We start from the raw sequence: 17,631 nt of genomic DNA, 5'->3' as shown, positions 1-17,631 counted from the left end.
TTCGCATGGCGATCCCGCTTGAGGCCTGGCTGGATCTGATGCGTGAGGAGTACCTCGCGTCCTTCATCCCGGACGGCGGCAGCGCCGTTCGCTTCGTGATCGCCGCGAACGCCGACCAGACCGACAACGTATCGATGCGCCTGACCCACCTGGGACGGGCGTGCCGTTTGACGGTGATCGCCATCGACACCGCGACGACCAAACTGCATTTGTTGCAGAATCTGTTCTTCGCCATCGCCAGGTCGATCGACTGGGACGCGCTGACCCAAACCCAGTTGGAGCGTGTGGTGATCGACAGCGGATATCGCTGGCCAGATCCCGGCCGGCGTACGACGCTCGCCGTCCTCGCCGAGGCGAATGAGGTCGCTCCGGCGCTGATGCGCATGCAGATCAACCAGGAAATCACCCGCACGGTGTGGCAGGATGCCAATCTCGCGCAGGATTTCCGCAATGCCATGATCGCTCTGCTCGCGACGCGGTTGGCCGACGATCGGGACGCCCTACGCGACGCGATCCTGGACTGGCTGCAAGGCGCGCCCGGACGCCTCGGGGCAGCGAGGACCGCACAGATCGGTGCCAAAATCGGCCGCAACAATGCCCGCGCCATGCTGAAATCACTGTGCCACTGGCTGCGCCTGTGCGGCGGAACCGGCATCCTGCTGATGATCGACGTTCGCCGCCTGCTGCGGGATCGGCGAGACGTGCAGGACGGCCACGCCTACTCCCCGGCGGCGGTGATGGATTGCTATGAGGTGCTGCGGCAGATGATCGACGACGCCGGTCATCTGGAGGGCTTTTTTCTGGCTGTCCTCGCCGATCCTCTGCTGCTGGCCGATGATCTGCGCCGCTCGCTGAACCAGTACACCGCCTTGAAGATGCGCGTTTGGGACGATGTGCGGCCGCAGCACGGCGACAACCCGCTGGCACCGTTGGTGCAGGTGCTATGATGCTGCGCGACCGAGTGCCGGCGAGGCAAGCGATCGAGGCACTCCGTGCCGGCGTGCCCAACAGCGAGGCGATCAAGCGGCTCGGTTGTCCCGACGACCAGATCGAGGCACGCTTCGAGGCCGCGCTCGACGATGCCGCCGATGCGCCAACATCGGGGTTCGCCGTTGCCGGCGGCTTCGGCACCGGCAAATCCCACCTCCTCGGTTACCTGCGCGAGGCGGCGTTGCAGCGCAACTTCGTCGTCAGCACCGTCACGGTCAGCAAGGAAACCCCGCTGTCGATGCCGGGCGTGACCTACGCGGCGGCCATGCGCAACGCCACGATGCGTGGCGTCAACGACGATGCGGTCACCCGGGCGCTGGCCAACGTCGAGCGCCTGGAAGGCGCGATGCAGAGCCTCGAACTGTGGGCCAGCACGCCGCAGGCCGCGATGTCGCCGATGTTCAGCGCCGTGCTCCACATTATCGGCCGCGGCATGGATGCGGAATTGCGCCATGGCATCGAGGCTTTTCTGACCGACGGCAGGCCGCCGGGACCGTCGGTGCGCCGAGCGCTGAAAGACAAGCACGTCCGGTCGTTGTTCGACATTGGGCCCGTCGCACCCGCCGAACTGGTTCGCCAGCGGATGCGCTTCATGCCGCAACTGTTCTGTGCCGCCGGGTTCGCCGGGTGGGTGGTGCTGTTGGATGAGGTGGAACTGATCGGTCGCTATGGGCCGCTGCAGCGTGCGCTTGCCTATGCCGAACTCGGGCAATGGATCGGCTTGGATGAAACCAGCCGCATCCCGGGCATCTTCGCCGTCTGCGCGATCACCGACGACTTCGCCGATGCCGTGATCAATGCGAAGCAGGACGCCGAGAAACTGACCGAACGGCTGCGGTTGCGCAACGTGCCGCGGCATGCCGAACTGGCTGGCCTCGCGATGCGTGCGATCCAGGCGGCGATGAAACTGCCGACACCGGACGACGAGGATTTGCGCCGGCACGAAGCAGCACTCCGGGCCGCCTATACCGAAGCCTATGGCTGGCCGGCGCCCCCGGCGGAAATCGCCGCCCGGCAGGCGAACCGGACGATGCGCCACCACATCCGCGGCTGGATCACGCAATGGGACATGCTGCGGGTCGCCGGCATCCACGCAAGCGTGGTCGAGACGGTATCGATCACCGACTACACCCAGGACGACCGGTTGACCGAGACGCCGGATGGCTTCGACACTCCCGGCTGATGCCACGCCGTTCCGCATGACAAAGGTCTACCCATGAACCCCGATGCCCTGCCTTTCGATGCCGACACCATGCTGACCGGCCTGCGTGAGTGGGTCGAATGCGAAAGCCCGACCTTCGACGCCGCCTCGGTCAACCGCATGATGGACCTCGCCTCTCGTGCCCTTGTCCTGGCGGGTGCCCGCATCGAGCGGGTCGCCGGCCGCATGGGCTGCGGCGACTGCGTTCGCGCCACCTTTCCGCACGCCGCCCCTGATGTTCCGGGCATCCTGGTGATGGGCCACCTCGACACCGTGCATCCGATCGGAACCCTGGAAAAACTGCCGTTCCGGCGCGAGGGCAACCGAGCCTGGGGACCGGGCATCCTGGACATGAAGGGCGGCAATTACCTGTCGCTGGAGGCCATCCGCCAGTTGCAACGCGCTGGCCAGCGCACGAAACTGCCGATCACCGTGCTGTTCACCAGCGACGAGGAAATCGGCAGCCCCTCCACCCGCGACCTGATCGAGGCCGAAGCGTCCCGCCACAAATACGTCCTAGTCCCCGAACCAGCGCGTCCCGACGGCGGCGTCGTCACCGGCCGCTACGCCATCGCCCGCTTCAACCTGGAGGCCACCGGTCGGCCGAGCCACGCCGGTGCCCGCCTGGGTGAGGGCCGGTCGGCGATCCGGGAAATGGCCCGCAAACTGATCGAAATCGAGGACATGACCACCGAAAGCTGCACCTTCAGCGTCGGCGTGATCCACGGCGGCGCGTGGGTCAACTGCGTCACCACCACGTGCACGGGCGAAGCGCTGTCGATGGCGAAGCGGCAGGAGGACCTCGACCGCGGCGTCGCCGCGATGCTGGGCCTGCGCGGGTCGTCGAACGAGGTTCAGTTCAAGGTGACCCGCGGCGTCACCCGGCCGGTCTGGGAACCGGACGTTCGGGGGATGGCGCTGTATGAGACGGCGAACGGCATCGCCCAAGGCCTCGGCTACACGATCAACCCGCAAAGTTCGGGCGGCGGGTCGGATGGCAATTTCACCGGGGCGATGGGCATACCGACCCTGGATGGGTTGGGCGTGGCCGGCGCCGGAGCGCACACGCTGGACGAACACATCCAGGTCGACAGCCTGGCCTATCGCGGCAAGCTGATGGCGGGGCTGCTCATGGCACTGGCCTGACCCGCTTCAGCGGCTGGCCTCATTCGATCCGGCACCGGCTTCCAGGCGGCAATCGGCCGGCAGCGTCCCGGGATACCGGGTCCAGGTCTGGGTGCGCCCCAACAAGGTGAATCCCAGGTAACCGCGCAGGGCCAGGTTGCCATCCGGATCGAGATGGATCTCCGCCCCGTAGACGCTGCCGTTGCGCGGATCGGTCAGATGGCCTTTCCAAAAATTCGGCCGGATTTCCGCGGCATCGCTGATCAGCGGCAGGCCGCACTGCGACGTGCCCTGATAGTCGACCGGCATCTTGTCGTCCCGGTGGTCCAGCACAACCCCGACGATGCGGGCGCATAGCCTGTCGCCGCAGTGCGAGACCTCAATGACGCCATTGCGATCCTGCGTGAGCCACAAACCGGTCAATCCCGGGGCGGCTCGGGCGGAGATGGCGGACAACAGCAGTGCGCTGACGAGGGCAAGAAATCGGAGCATGAAACGCTAAATGGCGTCGCTTCCGACAAAACACACGCCCAATTCGGTCAATCTGTCACGCGCGGCGTGCATTGTTGTTCTTCCGTCCGGGGTGGGCAACCCGATCCCGCGGCATGCATTCTCGATGATGGTCACGGTGAAACCCAGCCGAACCGCATCCTCCGCCGACCACGCCACGCAGAAATCGGTGGCAAGGCCGCACAGGAACAATCGCGAAAACCCGCGTTGGCGCAGCCACCCCTCCAGGCCGGTCGGTGTCCGGCGGTCATTCTCGAAAAACGCCGAGTAGCTGTCGAGGGCCGGCCGGAATCCCTTGCGGATGACCGCCTCGATCCGCGTCTGGTCGATGGCCGGATGGATCGCGGCGTTCGGCGTGCCGGCGATTCCGTGGTCGGGCCACAGCACCTGGGTGCCATACGGCATGTCGATCGCATCGTATGGCTGCCGGCCCGGATGCGCACTGGCGAAGGACGCGTGGCCGGCCGGGTGCCAATCCTGGGTTGCGAACGCGTGGTCGAAGCGCGCCAGCAGTTGGTTGACGATCGGAACGATCGCGTCGCCGTCCGCGACCGGCAGTTCGCCGCCGGGCATGAACGTCGGCTGGATATCAATCAGTCCAAGGATATCGGTTCGCATCGGCACTTTCTCTGTTCACGAACGCCGTATTCGGTTTAGTTTCGTTCGGTAAGGCTGAGCAAACAAGAACTCTGGGGACAAAATTGATGCTGCGCATTCCGCTATCCGCGACGCTCCTCCTGGCCGCATTGACGGTGACCCCCGTAATCGCGGAAGCTGCCACCTTCCGCTGGGCGAATGACGGCGACGTCAATGCGATGGACCCGGCGACGCGGCAGGAAACCGTTCAGCTCAGCTTCCTGGCGAATATTTACGAGCCTTTGGTCAGGCGCAATCGCGATCTCGCGTTGGAACCGGCGCTGGCGACGTCGTGGGAGCAGACATCGCCCACCGTCTGGCGCTTCCATCTGCGGCCGGGCGTAAAATGGCAGGATGGGTCCCCGTTTACCGCCGACGATGTGGTGTTCACGCTGAAGCGGGTCCTGGCCCAGGATTCGCAGATGCGGGCACCGATGTCGGTGGTGAAGGAAGCGCGCAAGATCGACGACCTGACGGTGGATTTCGAGACGTTCCAGCCCGATCCGATCTTCCTGCAGGAACAGACCAACCTGCTGATCATGTCGAAAGCCTGGTGCGAGGCCCATAATTCGACAGAGCCGGTGACGATCGGCAAGGCCGACAATTACGCACTGCATAACGCGATGGGGACAGGACCCTACAAGCTGGTTTCACGTGAGCCGGACCGTAAGACGGTGGTGGAGAAGAACCCGCTGTGGTGGGACAAGTTCGGGGACGCCCCGGACCGGGTGGAGTTCAATGTGATCTCCTCCGCGCCGACCCGGGTCGCCGCGCTGCTGTCGGGTGAGGTGGACATGATCTACTCCGTGCCGCCGCAGGACATCGCCCGCATCAAGCAGAGCGAGGGATTGAAGATATTGCAGACCCCCGAACTGCGGACGATCTACCTGGGCTTCGATCAGAGCCGCCCCGAACTGCCAAGCTCCGACGTGAAAGGCAAGAACCCGTTCAAGGATGTCAGGGTGCGCGAAGCGGTGGCATTGGCGATCGATGAGAAAGCCATCGCCAGCAAGGTCATGCTGGGCCTGGGCCACCCGACATGGGAGATGTGGGGGCCGGGCATCAACGGCTACAACGCGGCCTTGGACGTGCGGCCGAAGGTCGATCCGGCGAAATCGAAGGAACTGTTGACCGAGGCCGGCTATCCGAACGGCTTTCGCGTGGGGCTGGACTGCCCGAATGATCGCTACGTGATGGATGAGCAGATTTGCACCGCGATCGTGCCGATGCTGGCCCGCATCGGCATCAAGGTCGACCTGAACGCCCAAACGAAATCGAAGTTCTTCACCAAGATCGGTGAGCCCGACTACAACACCGACTTCTACATGCTGGGTTGGACGCCGGCGACCTACGACGCACACAATCCGCTCTACACGCTGTTGGGAACGCGTAACGGCAAGCGCGGTGAAGTCAACGACGGCGGCTATTCCAATCCCGCGCTGGACGACCTGATCGAGAAGATCGGTGTCGAGACCGATCAAGCGAAGCGGATGGCGATGATCAACCAGGCGACCGAGATCGTGCAGAAGGATGTGGCGACAGTTCCGCTGCACCAGCAGGTGATCGTGTGGGCGGCGAAGACGAATGTCGATGTGGCGCAACTGGCGGACAATTTCTTTCCCTACCGGTTCATCCGGATGAAGTGAGGCGCTGATGATTTCTGGATTGTGGGCTGCCTCGGCGACTCCGGTCGCACCGGATGGGTCCGTCGATCACACAGCCTTGGCGGATCATGCGAATCGGCTGATCCAACGCGGCTGCGACGGGCTGGTGCTGTTCGGAACCTCGGGTGAGGGACCGTCGTTCTCCATCACCCAACGGCTGGTGGCCAGTGAGGCGGTGCTGCGCGCCGGCGTACCCGCGGCGAAGCTGGCGCTGGGAACCGGCTGCCCGGCGGTCATAGATACGATCGCCATGACAAAGGCATCGCTGAGCCTGGGCATTACGCAGGCGATGATCCTGCCGCCGTTCTACTTTGCCGGCGCGCCGGAAGCTGGGATCGAGGACGCCTTCGCCGAGGTGATCGACGGCGTCGCCGATGACCGTCTGTCCGCCTGCCTGTACCACATCCCGCAGGTCAGCGGCGTCGCCGTGCCGGCTGCCGTCCTGGGACGGTTACGCACTCGGTACGGTTCGGTCGTGGCAGGGGTCAAGGACAGCACAGGCGATTTCGAAAGCTTCCTGGCGTTCCGGCGGGAGGCACCCGATACGGCGGTGCTGGTCGGTGCGGAAGTGCTGATCGCCAGGGCATTGGCACAAGGCGGCGCGGGGACGATTTGTGGCATGGCGAATTTAGTGCCCAGCCTGGTGCGCCGGATGTTCGACGGCACCGAAGCCGAACCGGACATGCAAGAAGCCTGTGATTGCATTGATGGGATTCCCATTATGAAGGCGGCGCTTGCGGAAATGACCGACGAACCCATCTGGCATCGGGTGCGGCCGCCCCTGCGGTCGGCCGATGAAGCAGCCGCGAGGCGGGCGGCGGTGGTGCTGTCCCGGCTGGAAGGCTGAGGCATTTACGGAGGAAGCAATGGCATCCGATCTGAACGACCTGGAACATGCAGTCCAGACCTATTTCGATGGACTCTATGAAGGCGACACGGCCAAGCTCGGGGTGGTGTTCCACGACGTGTCCCATCTGTTCAGCGTTACGGACGGGACTCTGGCGGACCTACCGCGCGAAAAATGGTTCGCGTTCGTGCGGTCTCGCAAATCCGCCCAAAGCCAGGATCTGCCACGCAACGACTTCATCGTGCACATCGACCGATCGAGCCCGACGACGGCCTTCGTCAAGGTGCAATGCCAGATTCCGCCCCGGTATTTCACCGACTATCTGACATTCGTGAAGCTGGCGGACGGCTGGAAGATCGTCTCGAAAACGTTCCATACCGACACGCGCTGACCCAGCCGCATTGGACAGATGCGCATCAGGGCGGGATGATCCGGTAAAACAGACCGGAGGGACGCCTTGATGACCGCATTTCCTTTGCCCACGCCCCTGTCCATGCAAGGCAAGCGTGTCGTGGTGACCGGCGCCGCCAGCGGAATCGGCAAGGCAACTGCCCTGGTGCTTGCCCAACTTGGCGGCCATGTCGTGATCAACGACCGAGCGCCGGTGGACGCTACGCGCGATGAAATCCAGGCCGCCGGCGGCGCGTGTTCGCTGGCGCAGGGGGATCTGACCGACGACGCGTTCCTCGCCTCGCTGTTCGCCGGTGACCGGGTGCATGCGGTGGCCCATTGCGCCGGCATCCTGAATGGCCGGCCATGGCGGGAAGATGCAGCCTGGAACGAACGGTTTCATCAACTGATGGACGTGAACGTGCGGGTGCCGCTGCAACTCGCCACCGTGGCGATCGACCACATGGCGGCGCATGGCGGCGGGAATATCGCGCTGGTCGGATCGGTGGCCGGCAAGACTGGCGGCACGTCGCCCACCACGCCGCCGGATTACGTCGCGTCCAAGGGTGCCGTGCATGCGCTGGTGAAATGGCTGTCGCGCAACGCGGTGGGGCGCGGCGTGCTGGTGAACGCGGTCGCCCCCGGGCCGGTGGAAACGCCGATGACCCGCGGATTCAACCTCGGTCCCACCCTGCCGATGGGGCGGCTTGGACGGCCCGAGGAACTGGCCTGGCCAATCGCCTTCCTCTGCACCTCGGCCGCGAGCTACCTGTCCGGTGCCATCCTGGATGTGAACGGCGGGGCGTTCGTCGGGCCGTAAGGTCGGTTCAGACCGTTTCGATCTCCACCGGGAACAACGCGTCCGCGTCGTCCACGTGCAGCAGGTGATACACGTTGAACCGGTAGGCAGGACCTAGGGAAACCTCAGGGGGCGTGAACGGAAACGCCACGTTGCCGGCGGTGGACAACCGGCCGGGATAGCCAAAATGCAGCAGGAACTGCTTGCAGGTGCGCACCACCTCGGCGGCGCGTTCGGCGGTGGGGGCGATGCATTCGCCCATGATGAACACCTCGCCCGGCGGCGGCTCATTCTCCGGCACCACCATGCGCACGCCGTCGATGCCGTACACGCGGAACCGCAGCGTGTAGTCCATCGGCTGTTCCTCGCAGACCAGGCTTTGCACCAGGTCGGCGACCTTCGGCAGCAGCGCCTTACACTGTTCGATGAACCGAGGATCGGCCGACCCGCACAGCAGCATCGCCCGTTCCCCGATCTTGCGAGCCCCTTCCAGCTTGATCGTCGGCCGCGTCGTATCCTGCCATGTCGCGCCGCCGACCCGAGCTCGGCGGTCGTCCACAGCCTCATAACGCGCATGCGTCAGGTCCAGCGTGCCGTCCGGCTCTTGCATCATGAACGGATCGGACTGTTCATACAGACTATGCGCCGCAACCGAGGTCGGGGTCGCCCGTCGCTCCGGATTCATGCTTTCCAACACGAACCCGTCATGGTCCAGTTCCGCCAGGATCGGATCACGCCCGCCCGGCACGCAGCACAACGACCCGCACTCGATGATCTTGGCCATGTGCATGGCCAGCCCAACCGGAAATCCCAGCAACGCCGGCAGCGACGCGAAAATCGCCGTATCGCAGGCGCGTCCCGCCACGATGACATCGACATCGGCCTCGAGCGCTTTTCGAAATGGCCCCATCCCCATCTGCCCAACGATATGGGCGGCTTCGGTGACGTCTTCCTCGGTCAGGGCGGGCATTCCATCAAAGCTGGAAACCCGACCGGAACGAACCGCTTCCAGCAACGCCGGCCGAGGCACATCCGCCCGCATCACCGCCATCCGAAACCGCAGCCCATCTGCCCGAGCGATGTCACGCAGCATCGCCAGTGTCGCGTCCAGGTGCGGTCCGGCACCCGCCGACCCGGCGGTCCCGATCACCAGCGGCACATCCAGCCCGCGGGCGGCGTTCAGCACCCGGCGCAGATCACGCCGCGTGGACGCCGGCGACGTCGCCATCTCCCCCTTGCCCAGATAGGTCGGTCCGATATCGATCGATCCCATGTCGCAGCCGATCAGGTCGGGCTTGCGCTCGATCCCGGCTTTGAACGACGCGGCAGGGATGCCGTACCCAAGCTGCCCGGACGCCCCCAGCAGCCGCATCGGCCGCCCAGCCCGCCGGAATTCGGCGATTACCCGGCCCGAGGCACTCATATCTCGATCCCCAGCAGCGGTGCGTGCTGTTGCGCACCGTAAACGTCATAATCTCCCGGATCGCCCGCCATGATGCTGCGCGCCATCACGATCTTGATCGCCCGTCCGACCGGATAGGGAATGATCTTCACCGCCTCCGCCGGCACCCGATACAGCCGCCCGATATTGGCGGCCCCCAGCGCCGGCGACTGCACGACTCGCTGATAATCCGCGTCCGAACCGAACATGATATCCAGCGTCAGCCGCCGAGGCCCCGCGTTCTTGCTGCGGATCACCTGCGCGATGTCGGAGAGTTTCATGGCCGGTGCAGCTCCGCCCGCGGCCGCGTTACCGTCCGCACGCCACGCTTGAACGCGACCAGCGGACCGCGGATTTCGGCGATCGCTTGCTCCGGAGTCGCCGCATCAAACACCACGATGTCGGCTGGATTGCCGACGGCGATGCCGTAATCCTTCAGCCGCATCAACCTGGCCGACCGCTCCGTCAACATGGCGAAACATTCGCGCAACCGGGCCGCCTCGCCGATCTGGCAGACATTGGCCTGCATGTTGGCGATGCGGATCAGGTTTCCGTCACCCAACGGCGTGAACGGATTCAAAATGTTATTCGATGAGATCGAGCAGTTGACGCCATTCTCCACCAGCACATTGGCATCGGCGACACCTCGACGGACACTGTGGTCCTGGTCGCGCCCCATCATGTAAAGATCGGTGGCCGGCAGCACGGTGACGGCCACGCCCGCGTCAGCGATCTCCGCGGCTAACACCCGCAAATCGCGCGGCGGCAAAGTCGAATACTTGCACCCATGCCCGACGGCGACCCGCCCGCCCAGGCCGTATTTCTTGGTCAGTTCGCAAACCAGATGGATATCCATGTCCGCCGAACTGTTGCCCGAGTCCAGATGCATGTCGATGTCGGCGTCATATTCCCGGGCCAACTCAAATATCCGATGGATCTGCCCGCTTTTGTCGGGATCGTAGTTGGGCGCCGCGCCGATGACGCGCGCACCACGCTTCAACGCCTCCACCAGCAATTCGTCAGACCGCTTGTTGTTGGTCAGCCCCTCCTGCGGGAACACGCACAACTCGAGATCGATCGCCCAGGCATAGTCATGACGCAGTTTCTCCAAAGCATCGAAACTGCGCATTTCAACACCGCCGTCGAGTTCGACATGCGTCCGCATCCGCGTCGTGCCGAACTTGATACAGTTCTCCAGCGTGGTGCTGGCGCGCCGATAGACGTCTTCCTCGGTGAAGCTTTGCTTGACGGCGGCGACGCGCGGGACGGCGTTGGCATTGCGCCCGTCTTCCGGCGGACAGCGGTCGATGATGCGGCTTTTGTCGAGGTGGATATGGGTCTCGACGAGCCCGGCACAGGCCAGGTGACCGGCTGCATCATACGCCGGTGCGGAAGCGGCCAATCCCGCCTCGATGGCCACGATTTTTCCGCCAGCGACGCCGATATCGACCGCGGACCCATCGAACAGGCGCGCATCGCGTATGATCAGGTCCATGCCGTCCCCCTATGTTGCACCGCCACGGTGCCAGCAGCGCGTCGCGGCTGTAAAGCGTCAGAGGCGTCCAAGCATCCAGCCGCAATAGGTGGCGATGACACACAGCACGACGGAACTGATGGCATAGCCAAAGGCCGGGCCGACATCGCCGGTTTGCAGCAGGTCCAGCGTTTGCAGACTGAATGCGGAAAACGTGGTGAATCCGCCGCATACGCCGGTCATCAGGAAGATGCGGATGTCCGGATGCATCGCAACGCGCGCCGGAGTCAGTGTAAGCCCGGCGACCAATCCGATGACCAACGACCCCAGCACGTTGATTAGCAGCGTGCCCCAGGGGAACCGAGGCCCGGTCAACGCGGTCATCGCGCCAGTCAGCCAAAACCGCGCCACACTGCCCATTGCGCCGCCGACAGCGACCGCGATCCATGCGCCCATACTCAAACCTTAACGTTGCTCTGCCGGTGGATAGCGGCCTTGCGCTCGACGCATGGCAACAAAACTGGCATATATATGATAACGCCACTTATGATCAGCGCAACCAAAGGATGCGTCATTGGATGAATTTCATCGCGATCTGCTGTTTCTGATGAACGACGTCGCCCGTCTTCTCCGCGTGGACGCGGATAAGCGTGCGCGCCAGCATGGCATGACCCGGGCGCAATGGGCTATCCTGATCTGGCTGGAACGCCAGCCGGGCATTTCCCAGAAAGAATTGTCCGAAATACTGGAAGTCGAGCCCATCTCGGTGGCCCGTCTGATCGACCGTCTTGAAGCACGCGGCATGGTCGAACGGCGTCCGGACCCACGGGATCGGCGGATATGGCGGCTGCATCTGCTGGAACCGGCGCGGGACGTCTTGCATGAGATCGACCGCCAACGTGCCGACATGACTCGAATCGTGACGGTGGGAATTGACGAAGCGTCCATAGAAATCATGACTGAGGCATTAATTCGGATGAAAGCGATCCTGACCCACGACAGTCACGCGTCCCGGCGGGGCACCGACCCCGTCGAAACCGACGCTCGGGAGGCCGTCTGATGTCCGAGGCCACGCTGCCTTCTCAAGGGGCGATGACCCAAGGAGCGATCCCCGGATCGGCGCCCCGTGTGTCCGATCGCGTCACCGAGGCACCTGTCCGGCGGCGGATCGCCGGATCGATCATACGGCCGATCCTGATGCTGGGCGGCATCGCCGTGGTGATCGTCGGTGTGGGCTTCTATTGGCTGACCGGCGGACGCGTGGTGTCGATCGACGACGCCTATGTCCGCGCCGCGAAGGAGACGATCGCCACAGACGTCTCCGGTATCGTCCAGTCGGTGCCGGTGCGTGAAGGGCAGCGCGTGAAAAAGGGCGATGTGCTGCTGCGCCTCGACCCCCGCCCGTTCGAAATCGCGCTGGCCGGCGCGACCGCCAATCGCGATGGCATGGTCTCCACCCTGAATGCCATGAAGCTCGACTACAAGCGGATGCTGCGCGATGTCGATGTGCGGCAGGCGGAGGTGGATTCCGACCAGGCCAATTACGATCGCTATGCCGGACTGGTCAAAAACGGCGGCGTGACGCGGGCCGATTACGACAACGCCCGCTTCAAGCTGATGGCGGACAAGCAGGCGGTGGCGGCCCTCAAGGTTGCAGCCTCCGTGCAACTGGCCCGTTTGGGTGGCGACCCCGAAGTCGATGTCAAAACCATGAATGACTACCTGCAGGCGCAGGCCAAAGTGGATGAGGCGAAGCGTGAATTGGACCACACCGTGATCTACGCGCCGTTCAGCGGCATCGTCACCCAGGTGGAAACGGTGCAGCCTGGCATGTATCTGTCCGCCGCGACGGCGGCGTTCGGGCTGGTCTCGACCGACAACGTCTGGATCGAGGCCAATCCGAAGGAAACTGAGCTGACCTATGTGAAACCGGGCGATTCGGTCGACGTAACGGTCGACACCTATCCCGGCCGCACCTGGAAGGGCGAAGTGGAGGCGATCGCGCCGAACAGTGGATCGGAATTCTCCGTGCTCCCGGCGCAGAACACCTCCGGCAACTGGGTCAAGGTAGTCCAGCGCATCCCGGTCCGCATCAAGGTCGAGCATCAGGACGGCGACCCGGAATTGCGGGCGGGCATGAGTGTCGTGACCGACATCGACACTGGTCATGTCCGAAGCTGGCGCGACCTGTTCTAAAGGATGATATCCGCGCCGCAGGAACGCGTGCCGCATCGCCTGATCATCACGCTCTGTACCGTCGGTGCGACGCTGATGCAGGCGCTGGATCAGACGATCGCCAACGTGGCGCTGCCTTACATGCAGGGCAGCCTGTCGGCGACGTATGATGAGATCACCTGGGTCCTGACCTCCTACATCACCGCCGCGGCGATCATGACGGCCCCCGTCGGCTGGCTGGCGTCGCGGTTCGGCCGGAAATACCTGTTCATCACCTGCCTGATCGGCTTCACCGGCACGTCGATGATGTGCGGTGCCGCGCAGTCACTGTCGCAGATGGTGGCGTTCCGCCTGTTGCAGGGCATGTTCGGCGCCGCACTGGTGCCGTTGTCGCAATCGACGATGATGGACATCTATCCGCCCGAACAGCGCGGCAAGGCGATGGCGATCTGGGGCGTCGGCGTGATGGTCGGGCCGATCCTCGGGCCGACTCTCGGCGGCTACCTGACCGAGATGTACAACTGGCGCTATGTCTTCTACATCAACCTGCCGTTCGGCATCCTGGCGACGCTGGGATTGGCGTTCTTCATGCCGCGGTCGTTCGGCAACTTCAATCTGCGCTTCGACTGGATCGGCTTCGGCGTGCTGTCGCTGGGAATCGGCGGCCTGCAGATGATGCTGGACCGTGGACAGGACCAGGACTGGTTTACCTCCACCGAAGTGATCGCCGAGGCCGTGTTGGGCGGGCTCGGCGTTTACCTGTTCGTCGTCCACATGATCACGGCGAAGAAACCATTCATTCCGGTTCTTCTGTTCAAAGACCGTAATTTCACCGCCGGGTTGGTGCTGATGGCCGCGACGGGGACCATCCTGGTGTCCAGTTCGTCCCTGATGGCGCCGTGGCTGCAGAACCTGGCCAACTACCCGGTGGAGATGGCCGGCCTGATCATGGCGCCGCGCGGCATCGGCACAATGACGGCGATGATGACCGGCGGCCGGCTGTCGAACAAGATGGACCCGCGCAAGCTGATGGCCGCAGGCATCCTGATGCTGTCCTGGTCGATGTGGGAGATGACGACCTGGACCCCCGACATTGCTCAGTGGACGATCGTGATGACGATCATCGTGCAGGGTGCCGGCCTCGGGTTCGTCTTCCTGCCGCTTCAGGTCCTGGCCTTCGCCACCCTGCCGCCGCAGTACCGCACCGACGGCGCCTCGCTGTTCAGCCTGTTCCGCAATATCGGTGCGGCGGTCGGTGTCTCGGTGACCTCCGCCATGCTCGCGCATAACACACAGGTGCTGCACGAATCGATCGGCGCCTCGGTGACGCCGTTCAACCGGGCACTTCAGGGCGGCGGAGCGGTGAGTCGCGCGTGGAACCCGATGCATGTGCATGGCGCCGCGGTAATAGATCAGATCGTCAACCAGCAGGCGCAGATCATCGCCTATATCGATGATTACTGGATGATGATCATCTCGACCCTGCCGTCGTTGCTGCTGTTGCTTCTGCTGCGCCGCCCGAAGCTGACTTCGGCGCCCATCGAAGCGCACGCGGCGATGGATTGAACAGGATTGTGCGGGCTACGCGGGCGGGTTCGTCTTTCTCGATGTTTTGTTATTTCTTAATCGTATTATGATCTGTCCGGTCAGCGAAGGACCAAGCAACCCTGCGATGGTCAACTATCGCCACCTGCTGTCCTGGACGCGCCCCGTCTGCTACGCACCAACGCGCCGAACATTCGGGACATTGGAATGCGCCTGCCGCGTGTGAACCGGCGCCTGATCGGCGCCATGCTGGCCGTGAACTTGGTCGCCGGATGCGTCGCCCACATCGCGCCGCCCGGCCCCAGGGTGGAGCAGCCGACAGTCACGTCCGATGTGTTCGTCATGCCGGACGGCACCGCACTGCCGTATCGGGAGTGGTTGCCGGATGGTGTCCCCACCGCCGTGGTCCTGGCCCTGCATGGCATGAACGACAGCCGCGACGCCTGGGAATATCCCGCGCCGTACTTCACCGCGGCGGGGATCGCGGTCATCGCGCCCGATCTCCGAGGCTTTGGTGCAACCCGAACCCGCGGCCTGTGGCCGGGAACCGATGGCCTGACGTCCGATATTCGGGTCATGATCCGATTGGTCCGGCAACGCTACCCGCACATCAAACTTTTCCTGATGGGCGAAAGCATGGGTGCGGCAGCCCTGATAGTCCTGGCCACCCAGCCAGATCCGCCGCAAGTGAGCGGCTACGTGCTGGTGGCGCCGGCGGTGTGGAGCCGGGAGGAGATGAACCTGCCGACGCGCGCCGTCCTGTGGCTGGCGAACAGGATTGTGCCCGGACTGCACGTGGCCGGCGGCGGGATCGTCAAGGTGACCGCCACCGACAATCGCCAGGCACTGATCCGCCTGTCGACCGATCCGTTGACGATCTACGAAACCCGCGTGGACGCCATCAAGGGCCTTGTCGACCTGATGGACAAGGCATCGGCGGCCGCCCCGAATTTCCACGCGCCCGCGTTGTTCCTGTATGGCGGACACGATGAACTCGTCCCGCCCCAGGCCACGGCCGCGATATGGCAAGCGTTGCCGCCCGGCCCAATCCAGGCGTTCTACCCCAACGGCTATCACCTGATGTTGCGTGACAAGGACCGGGCGACACCGATGGGCGACATACTGGCATGGATCCGCGATCCCCAGGTGGCACTGCCATCCGGTGCGGAGCGCGCGGCCGCGATATGGCTCGCGAAACAAGACCCCGACGATGGAGACGATTAGAGCGCGATCGTTTGAGGTTGACTTCAACCTCAAACCTGAATCGCCCTCTCAAACATACAGATCAGAGCATGATAGCTTCAATCTGAAGCTATCATGCTCTGAATATTGCTCGCCCACAGCCGGGCCAGTTCGGCATGGTTCGTCAGCCAGCAATGCGGGCTTTGCTTCACCACTGCCAGTGAATCCAGCAATGCCAGCGCCCCATAGGGACGCCCGAACACATGGGCATGCACCGTGATATCCAGACACGCATGCGGGCTGCCCAGCCGAGACCAGCCTTCCACGATCCGGGTCAGCGTCCGGGTAAACGCGTCCGGCTCATTGCCGTAACGCACATAAAGCGGCATGTCGTTCACCTCCATCGTGAACGGCACGCCGATCAAAGAACCGGATGCAGTCTCGATCCGATACGGCAGATCGGAATCGAACATCTCTGCATGGAACGCGAACCCCTGCGCCGCCAACAGACCCGACGTCGCAGCGCTCGGGGTGCATCGCGGACTCAGCCAGCCCGCCGGAGCCGCTCCAACAGTCGCCGTCAGAATTGCAACACACCGGGCGATATCGGCCGCTTCCTGCTCCGGCGTCAGATACGGGGGCAGGGTGCCCTGGCTCCAGCCATGCGCCGCGACAGTGTGTCCCCGTCCGGCAATCGCCCCCGGCAGCGCCGGAAACTGCTCGGCCACCACGCCGGAGGTATAGAAGACCGCCTTCGTATCCTCCTGGTCCAGCAGATCGAGCAACCGCCACGCACCGACCTTGGCGCCGTAATCGGCCCATGACCGGCCTTGTAGATCGATCGTGCCGGGTTTCAACAGATTGCCCATCGGCCCCATGCCTGGTGCATCGGGCGCGGCCCACCCTTCCAGCATCACGCTGACGGAAACAGCCAGCGGCCGGCCCTTCGGCCAGCCCTCTGGCATCTGTTCGGTCTTCATAGTGTCCCCCAAGTCGGGCTCAGGCCCGGAAGCAGCGAATCTCGGACCCATCTTTGGTGGTGAATCGCGATCCGATCCACCTTGGCGTCAGCTCATGGAAGGTGTCCAGATCGGCATCGTCCCGTGGCGTAAAATGCTGTGCTTTGACCGTTCCGCCAATCACCGAGACCGTCTCCGTCCCAACCATGCTCACCGCTGGACGCCGCATCCGACATGACGGTGAAAGGCTGATGGCGGTGCGCACCAAGCGACCCGGTTATTTCGCCGCGATTCTTGGTTACACTCTCGTCCTGACACGCGGCAGTCCGGCGTCTGGATCGCCCACCACCGATGTGATCCAGTCGCGCCTGTCTCCCGTAAGAGGGTCCATGAATGCAACAGCCACCAGGCCCCGCAGCCGTCAGAGCCGTGATCGAACCGGAGACTGGGGGCGGGTGCTGCCATTTCGTCGCCGAACGGCAATGGGAGGAATGACCGAGACTCCCTCAACATCCGCCGGACCCGACCATGCCGCCCTGATCCAGGCCATTGCCCTGCATCGCGATCGGGCGGCCTTCGCCGACCTGTTCGCCTGGTTCGGCCCACGGGTGAAGGCTTGGATGCTGCGGGCGGGATCCAACCCCACCGCGGCCGAGGAACTGGCCCAGGAAACCATGCTGGCGATCTGGCAGA

General features: G+C 64.0%; 18 protein-coding genes and 1 pseudogene. 12 read left to right on the top strand and 7 right to left on the bottom strand.

Annotated elements, in window-relative coordinates; translation table 11 throughout:
- Positions 1-5 precede the first annotated feature (5 nt).
- The 3 genes from GSQ89_RS30150 to GSQ89_RS30140 are packed head-to-tail and all read left to right on the top strand — an operon-like array spanning position 6 to position 3,337.
- Entirely contained in the window at positions 6-947 is a 942-nt protein-coding gene (locus tag GSQ89_RS30150) for a BREX system ATP-binding domain-containing protein (protein ID WP_158931809.1), read from the top strand.
- Positions 947-2,173, top strand: coding sequence for a BREX system ATP-binding domain-containing protein (locus tag GSQ89_RS30145; RefSeq protein ID WP_158931808.1), 1,227 nt, complete (start codon positions 947-949; stop codon positions 2,171-2,173). The genes GSQ89_RS30150 and GSQ89_RS30145 overlap by 1 nt, the downstream gene beginning before the upstream one ends.
- Before the next feature lie 33 nt (positions 2,174-2,206).
- The gene (locus tag GSQ89_RS30140; protein ID WP_158931807.1) at positions 2,207-3,337 is read left to right on the top strand and encodes a M20/M25/M40 family metallo-hydrolase; all 1,131 of its coding nucleotides are present in this window, start codon (positions 2,207-2,209) and stop codon (positions 3,335-3,337) included.
- A 6-nt stretch (positions 3,338-3,343) separates the two neighbouring features.
- On the opposite strand, the gene GSQ89_RS30135 is transcribed toward GSQ89_RS30140, so the two are convergent.
- Positions 3,344-3,808: a DUF2147 domain-containing protein gene (locus GSQ89_RS30135; protein WP_158931806.1), complete on the bottom strand. Its 465-nt coding sequence runs from the start codon at positions 3,806-3,808 to the stop codon at positions 3,344-3,346.
- Positions 3,809-3,814: 6 nt separating this feature from the next.
- Entirely contained in the window at positions 3,815-4,444 is a 630-nt protein-coding gene (pncA, locus tag GSQ89_RS30130; RefSeq protein WP_158931805.1) for a bifunctional nicotinamidase/pyrazinamidase, read from the bottom strand.
- Between the two features lie 86 nt (positions 4,445-4,530).
- On the opposite strand from pncA, the gene GSQ89_RS30125 reads away from it, so the two are divergent.
- The 4 genes from GSQ89_RS30125 (at position 4,531) to GSQ89_RS30110 (ending at position 8,183) form a co-directional block, all read left to right on the top strand.
- Positions 4,531-6,108, top strand: coding sequence for an ABC transporter substrate-binding protein (locus GSQ89_RS30125; RefSeq protein ID WP_158931804.1), 1,578 nt, complete (start codon positions 4,531-4,533; stop codon positions 6,106-6,108).
- 7 nt (positions 6,109-6,115) lie between these two features.
- The gene (locus GSQ89_RS30120; protein WP_158931803.1) at positions 6,116-6,973 is read left to right on the top strand and encodes a dihydrodipicolinate synthase family protein; all 858 of its coding nucleotides are present in this window, start codon (positions 6,116-6,118) and stop codon (positions 6,971-6,973) included.
- 19 nt (positions 6,974-6,992) lie between these two features.
- The gene (locus GSQ89_RS30115) at positions 6,993-7,364 is read left to right on the top strand and encodes a nuclear transport factor 2 family protein (protein ID WP_158931802.1); all 372 of its coding nucleotides are present in this window, start codon (positions 6,993-6,995) and stop codon (positions 7,362-7,364) included.
- A 69-nt stretch (positions 7,365-7,433) separates the two neighbouring features.
- Positions 7,434-8,183 (top strand): SDR family NAD(P)-dependent oxidoreductase, encoded by a 750-nt coding sequence (locus GSQ89_RS30110; protein ID WP_158931801.1) that lies wholly within the window; start codon positions 7,434-7,436, stop codon positions 8,181-8,183.
- 7 nt (positions 8,184-8,190) lie between these two features.
- Here GSQ89_RS30110 and GSQ89_RS30105 read toward each other — a convergent pair whose 3' ends face one another.
- Genes GSQ89_RS30105 through crcB form a run of 4 tightly spaced genes read right to left on the bottom strand, consistent with a single transcriptional unit; the run spans position 8,191 to position 11,533 of the window.
- Entirely contained in the window at positions 8,191-9,585 is a 1,395-nt protein-coding gene (locus GSQ89_RS30105; protein ID WP_158931800.1) for an acyclic terpene utilization AtuA family protein, read from the bottom strand.
- A complete protein-coding gene (locus GSQ89_RS30100) occupies positions 9,582-9,884 on the bottom strand; it encodes a DUF4387 domain-containing protein (protein WP_158931799.1) in 303 nt (100 codons plus the stop codon). The genes GSQ89_RS30105 and GSQ89_RS30100 overlap by 4 nt, the downstream gene beginning before the upstream one ends.
- Positions 9,881-11,098 (bottom strand): amidohydrolase family protein, encoded by a 1,218-nt coding sequence (locus GSQ89_RS30095; RefSeq protein ID WP_158931798.1) that lies wholly within the window; start codon positions 11,096-11,098, stop codon positions 9,881-9,883. The genes GSQ89_RS30100 and GSQ89_RS30095 overlap by 4 nt, the downstream gene beginning before the upstream one ends.
- 57 nt (positions 11,099-11,155) lie before the next feature.
- Positions 11,156-11,533, bottom strand: coding sequence for a fluoride efflux transporter CrcB (gene crcB, locus GSQ89_RS30090; RefSeq protein ID WP_158931797.1), 378 nt, complete (start codon positions 11,531-11,533; stop codon positions 11,156-11,158).
- A gap of 118 nt (positions 11,534-11,651) precedes the next feature.
- Between crcB and GSQ89_RS30085 the strand changes: the two genes are divergently transcribed.
- The 4 genes from GSQ89_RS30085 to GSQ89_RS30070 all read left to right on the top strand — a co-directional run bounded on the left by GSQ89_RS30085 (position 11,652) and on the right by GSQ89_RS30070 (position 16,021).
- A complete protein-coding gene (locus tag GSQ89_RS30085) occupies positions 11,652-12,137 on the top strand; it encodes a MarR family winged helix-turn-helix transcriptional regulator (protein WP_216856483.1) in 486 nt (161 codons plus the stop codon).
- Positions 12,137-13,273 carry an HlyD family secretion protein gene (locus GSQ89_RS30080; RefSeq protein WP_158931796.1) on the top strand — a complete coding sequence of 379 codons (1,137 nt, stop codon included), beginning with the start codon at positions 12,137-12,139 and terminating at the stop codon, positions 13,271-13,273. The genes GSQ89_RS30085 and GSQ89_RS30080 overlap by 1 nt, the downstream gene beginning before the upstream one ends.
- A gap of 27 nt (positions 13,274-13,300) precedes the next feature.
- The gene (locus GSQ89_RS30075; protein ID WP_254073430.1) at positions 13,301-14,818 is read left to right on the top strand and encodes a DHA2 family efflux MFS transporter permease subunit; all 1,518 of its coding nucleotides are present in this window, start codon (positions 13,301-13,303) and stop codon (positions 14,816-14,818) included.
- A 186-nt stretch (positions 14,819-15,004) separates the two neighbouring features.
- On the top strand, positions 15,005-16,021 hold the full coding sequence (locus tag GSQ89_RS30070; protein WP_158931794.1) for an alpha/beta fold hydrolase: 1,017 nt from the start codon (positions 15,005-15,007) through the stop codon (positions 16,019-16,021).
- Positions 16,022-16,098: 77 nt separating this feature from the next.
- On the opposite strand, the gene GSQ89_RS30065 is transcribed toward GSQ89_RS30070, so the two are convergent.
- Positions 16,099-16,959 carry a polysaccharide deacetylase family protein gene (locus GSQ89_RS30065; protein WP_158931793.1) on the bottom strand — a complete coding sequence of 287 codons (861 nt, stop codon included), beginning with the start codon at positions 16,957-16,959 and terminating at the stop codon, positions 16,099-16,101.
- Positions 16,960-17,429: 470 nt separating this feature from the next.
- Here GSQ89_RS30065 and GSQ89_RS30060 point away from each other — a divergent pair.
- Positions 17,430-17,631: pseudogene (locus tag GSQ89_RS30060) on the top strand (RNA polymerase subunit sigma); the annotation flags it as partial.

Origin of the sequence: Acidisphaera sp. S103, assembly GCF_009765975.1 — a bacterium.
In the GTDB taxonomy this organism is placed as follows: Bacteria; Pseudomonadota; Alphaproteobacteria; order Acetobacterales; family Acetobacteraceae; genus Rhodopila.
Note: the sequence above shows the minus strand (reverse complement) of the source record. Positions and strands in the feature narration are given on the sequence as shown.

Excerpts from the sequence above, each read along its gene's own strand:
- GSQ89_RS30120 (WP_158931803.1), top strand. The coding sequence starts at position 6,116 with ATGATTTCTGGATTGTGGGCTGCCTCGGCGACTCCGGTCGCACCGGAT.
- GSQ89_RS30135 (WP_158931806.1), bottom strand. The coding sequence starts at position 3,808 with ATGCTCCGATTTCTTGCCCTCGTCAGCGCACTGCTGTTGTCCGCCATC.
- GSQ89_RS30105 (WP_158931800.1), bottom strand. The coding sequence starts at position 9,585 with ATGAGTGCCTCGGGCCGGGTAATCGCCGAATTCCGGCGGGCTGGGCGG.
- GSQ89_RS30065 (WP_158931793.1), bottom strand. The coding sequence starts at position 16,959 with ATGAAGACCGAACAGATGCCAGAGGGCTGGCCGAAGGGCCGGCCGCTG.
- GSQ89_RS30110 (WP_158931801.1), top strand. The coding sequence starts at position 7,434 with ATGACCGCATTTCCTTTGCCCACGCCCCTGTCCATGCAAGGCAAGCGT.
- GSQ89_RS30100 (WP_158931799.1), bottom strand. The coding sequence starts at position 9,884 with ATGAAACTCTCCGACATCGCGCAGGTGATCCGCAGCAAGAACGCGGGG.
- GSQ89_RS30070 (WP_158931794.1), top strand. The coding sequence starts at position 15,005 with ATGCGCCTGCCGCGTGTGAACCGGCGCCTGATCGGCGCCATGCTGGCC.
- GSQ89_RS30140 (WP_158931807.1), top strand. The coding sequence starts at position 2,207 with ATGAACCCCGATGCCCTGCCTTTCGATGCCGACACCATGCTGACCGGC.
- GSQ89_RS30150 (WP_158931809.1), top strand. The coding sequence starts at position 6 with ATGGCGATCCCGCTTGAGGCCTGGCTGGATCTGATGCGTGAGGAGTAC.
- GSQ89_RS30095 (WP_158931798.1), bottom strand. The coding sequence starts at position 11,098 with ATGGACCTGATCATACGCGATGCGCGCCTGTTCGATGGGTCCGCGGTC.
- GSQ89_RS30115 (WP_158931802.1), top strand. The coding sequence starts at position 6,993 with ATGGCATCCGATCTGAACGACCTGGAACATGCAGTCCAGACCTATTTC.
- crcB (WP_158931797.1), bottom strand. The coding sequence starts at position 11,533 with ATGGGCGCATGGATCGCGGTCGCTGTCGGCGGCGCAATGGGCAGTGTG.
- GSQ89_RS30080 (WP_158931796.1), top strand. The coding sequence starts at position 12,137 with ATGTCCGAGGCCACGCTGCCTTCTCAAGGGGCGATGACCCAAGGAGCG.
- GSQ89_RS30125 (WP_158931804.1), top strand. The coding sequence starts at position 4,531 with ATGCTGCGCATTCCGCTATCCGCGACGCTCCTCCTGGCCGCATTGACG.
- GSQ89_RS30145 (WP_158931808.1), top strand. The coding sequence starts at position 947 with ATGCTGCGCGACCGAGTGCCGGCGAGGCAAGCGATCGAGGCACTCCGT.
- pncA (WP_158931805.1), bottom strand. The coding sequence starts at position 4,444 with ATGCGAACCGATATCCTTGGACTGATTGATATCCAGCCGACGTTCATG.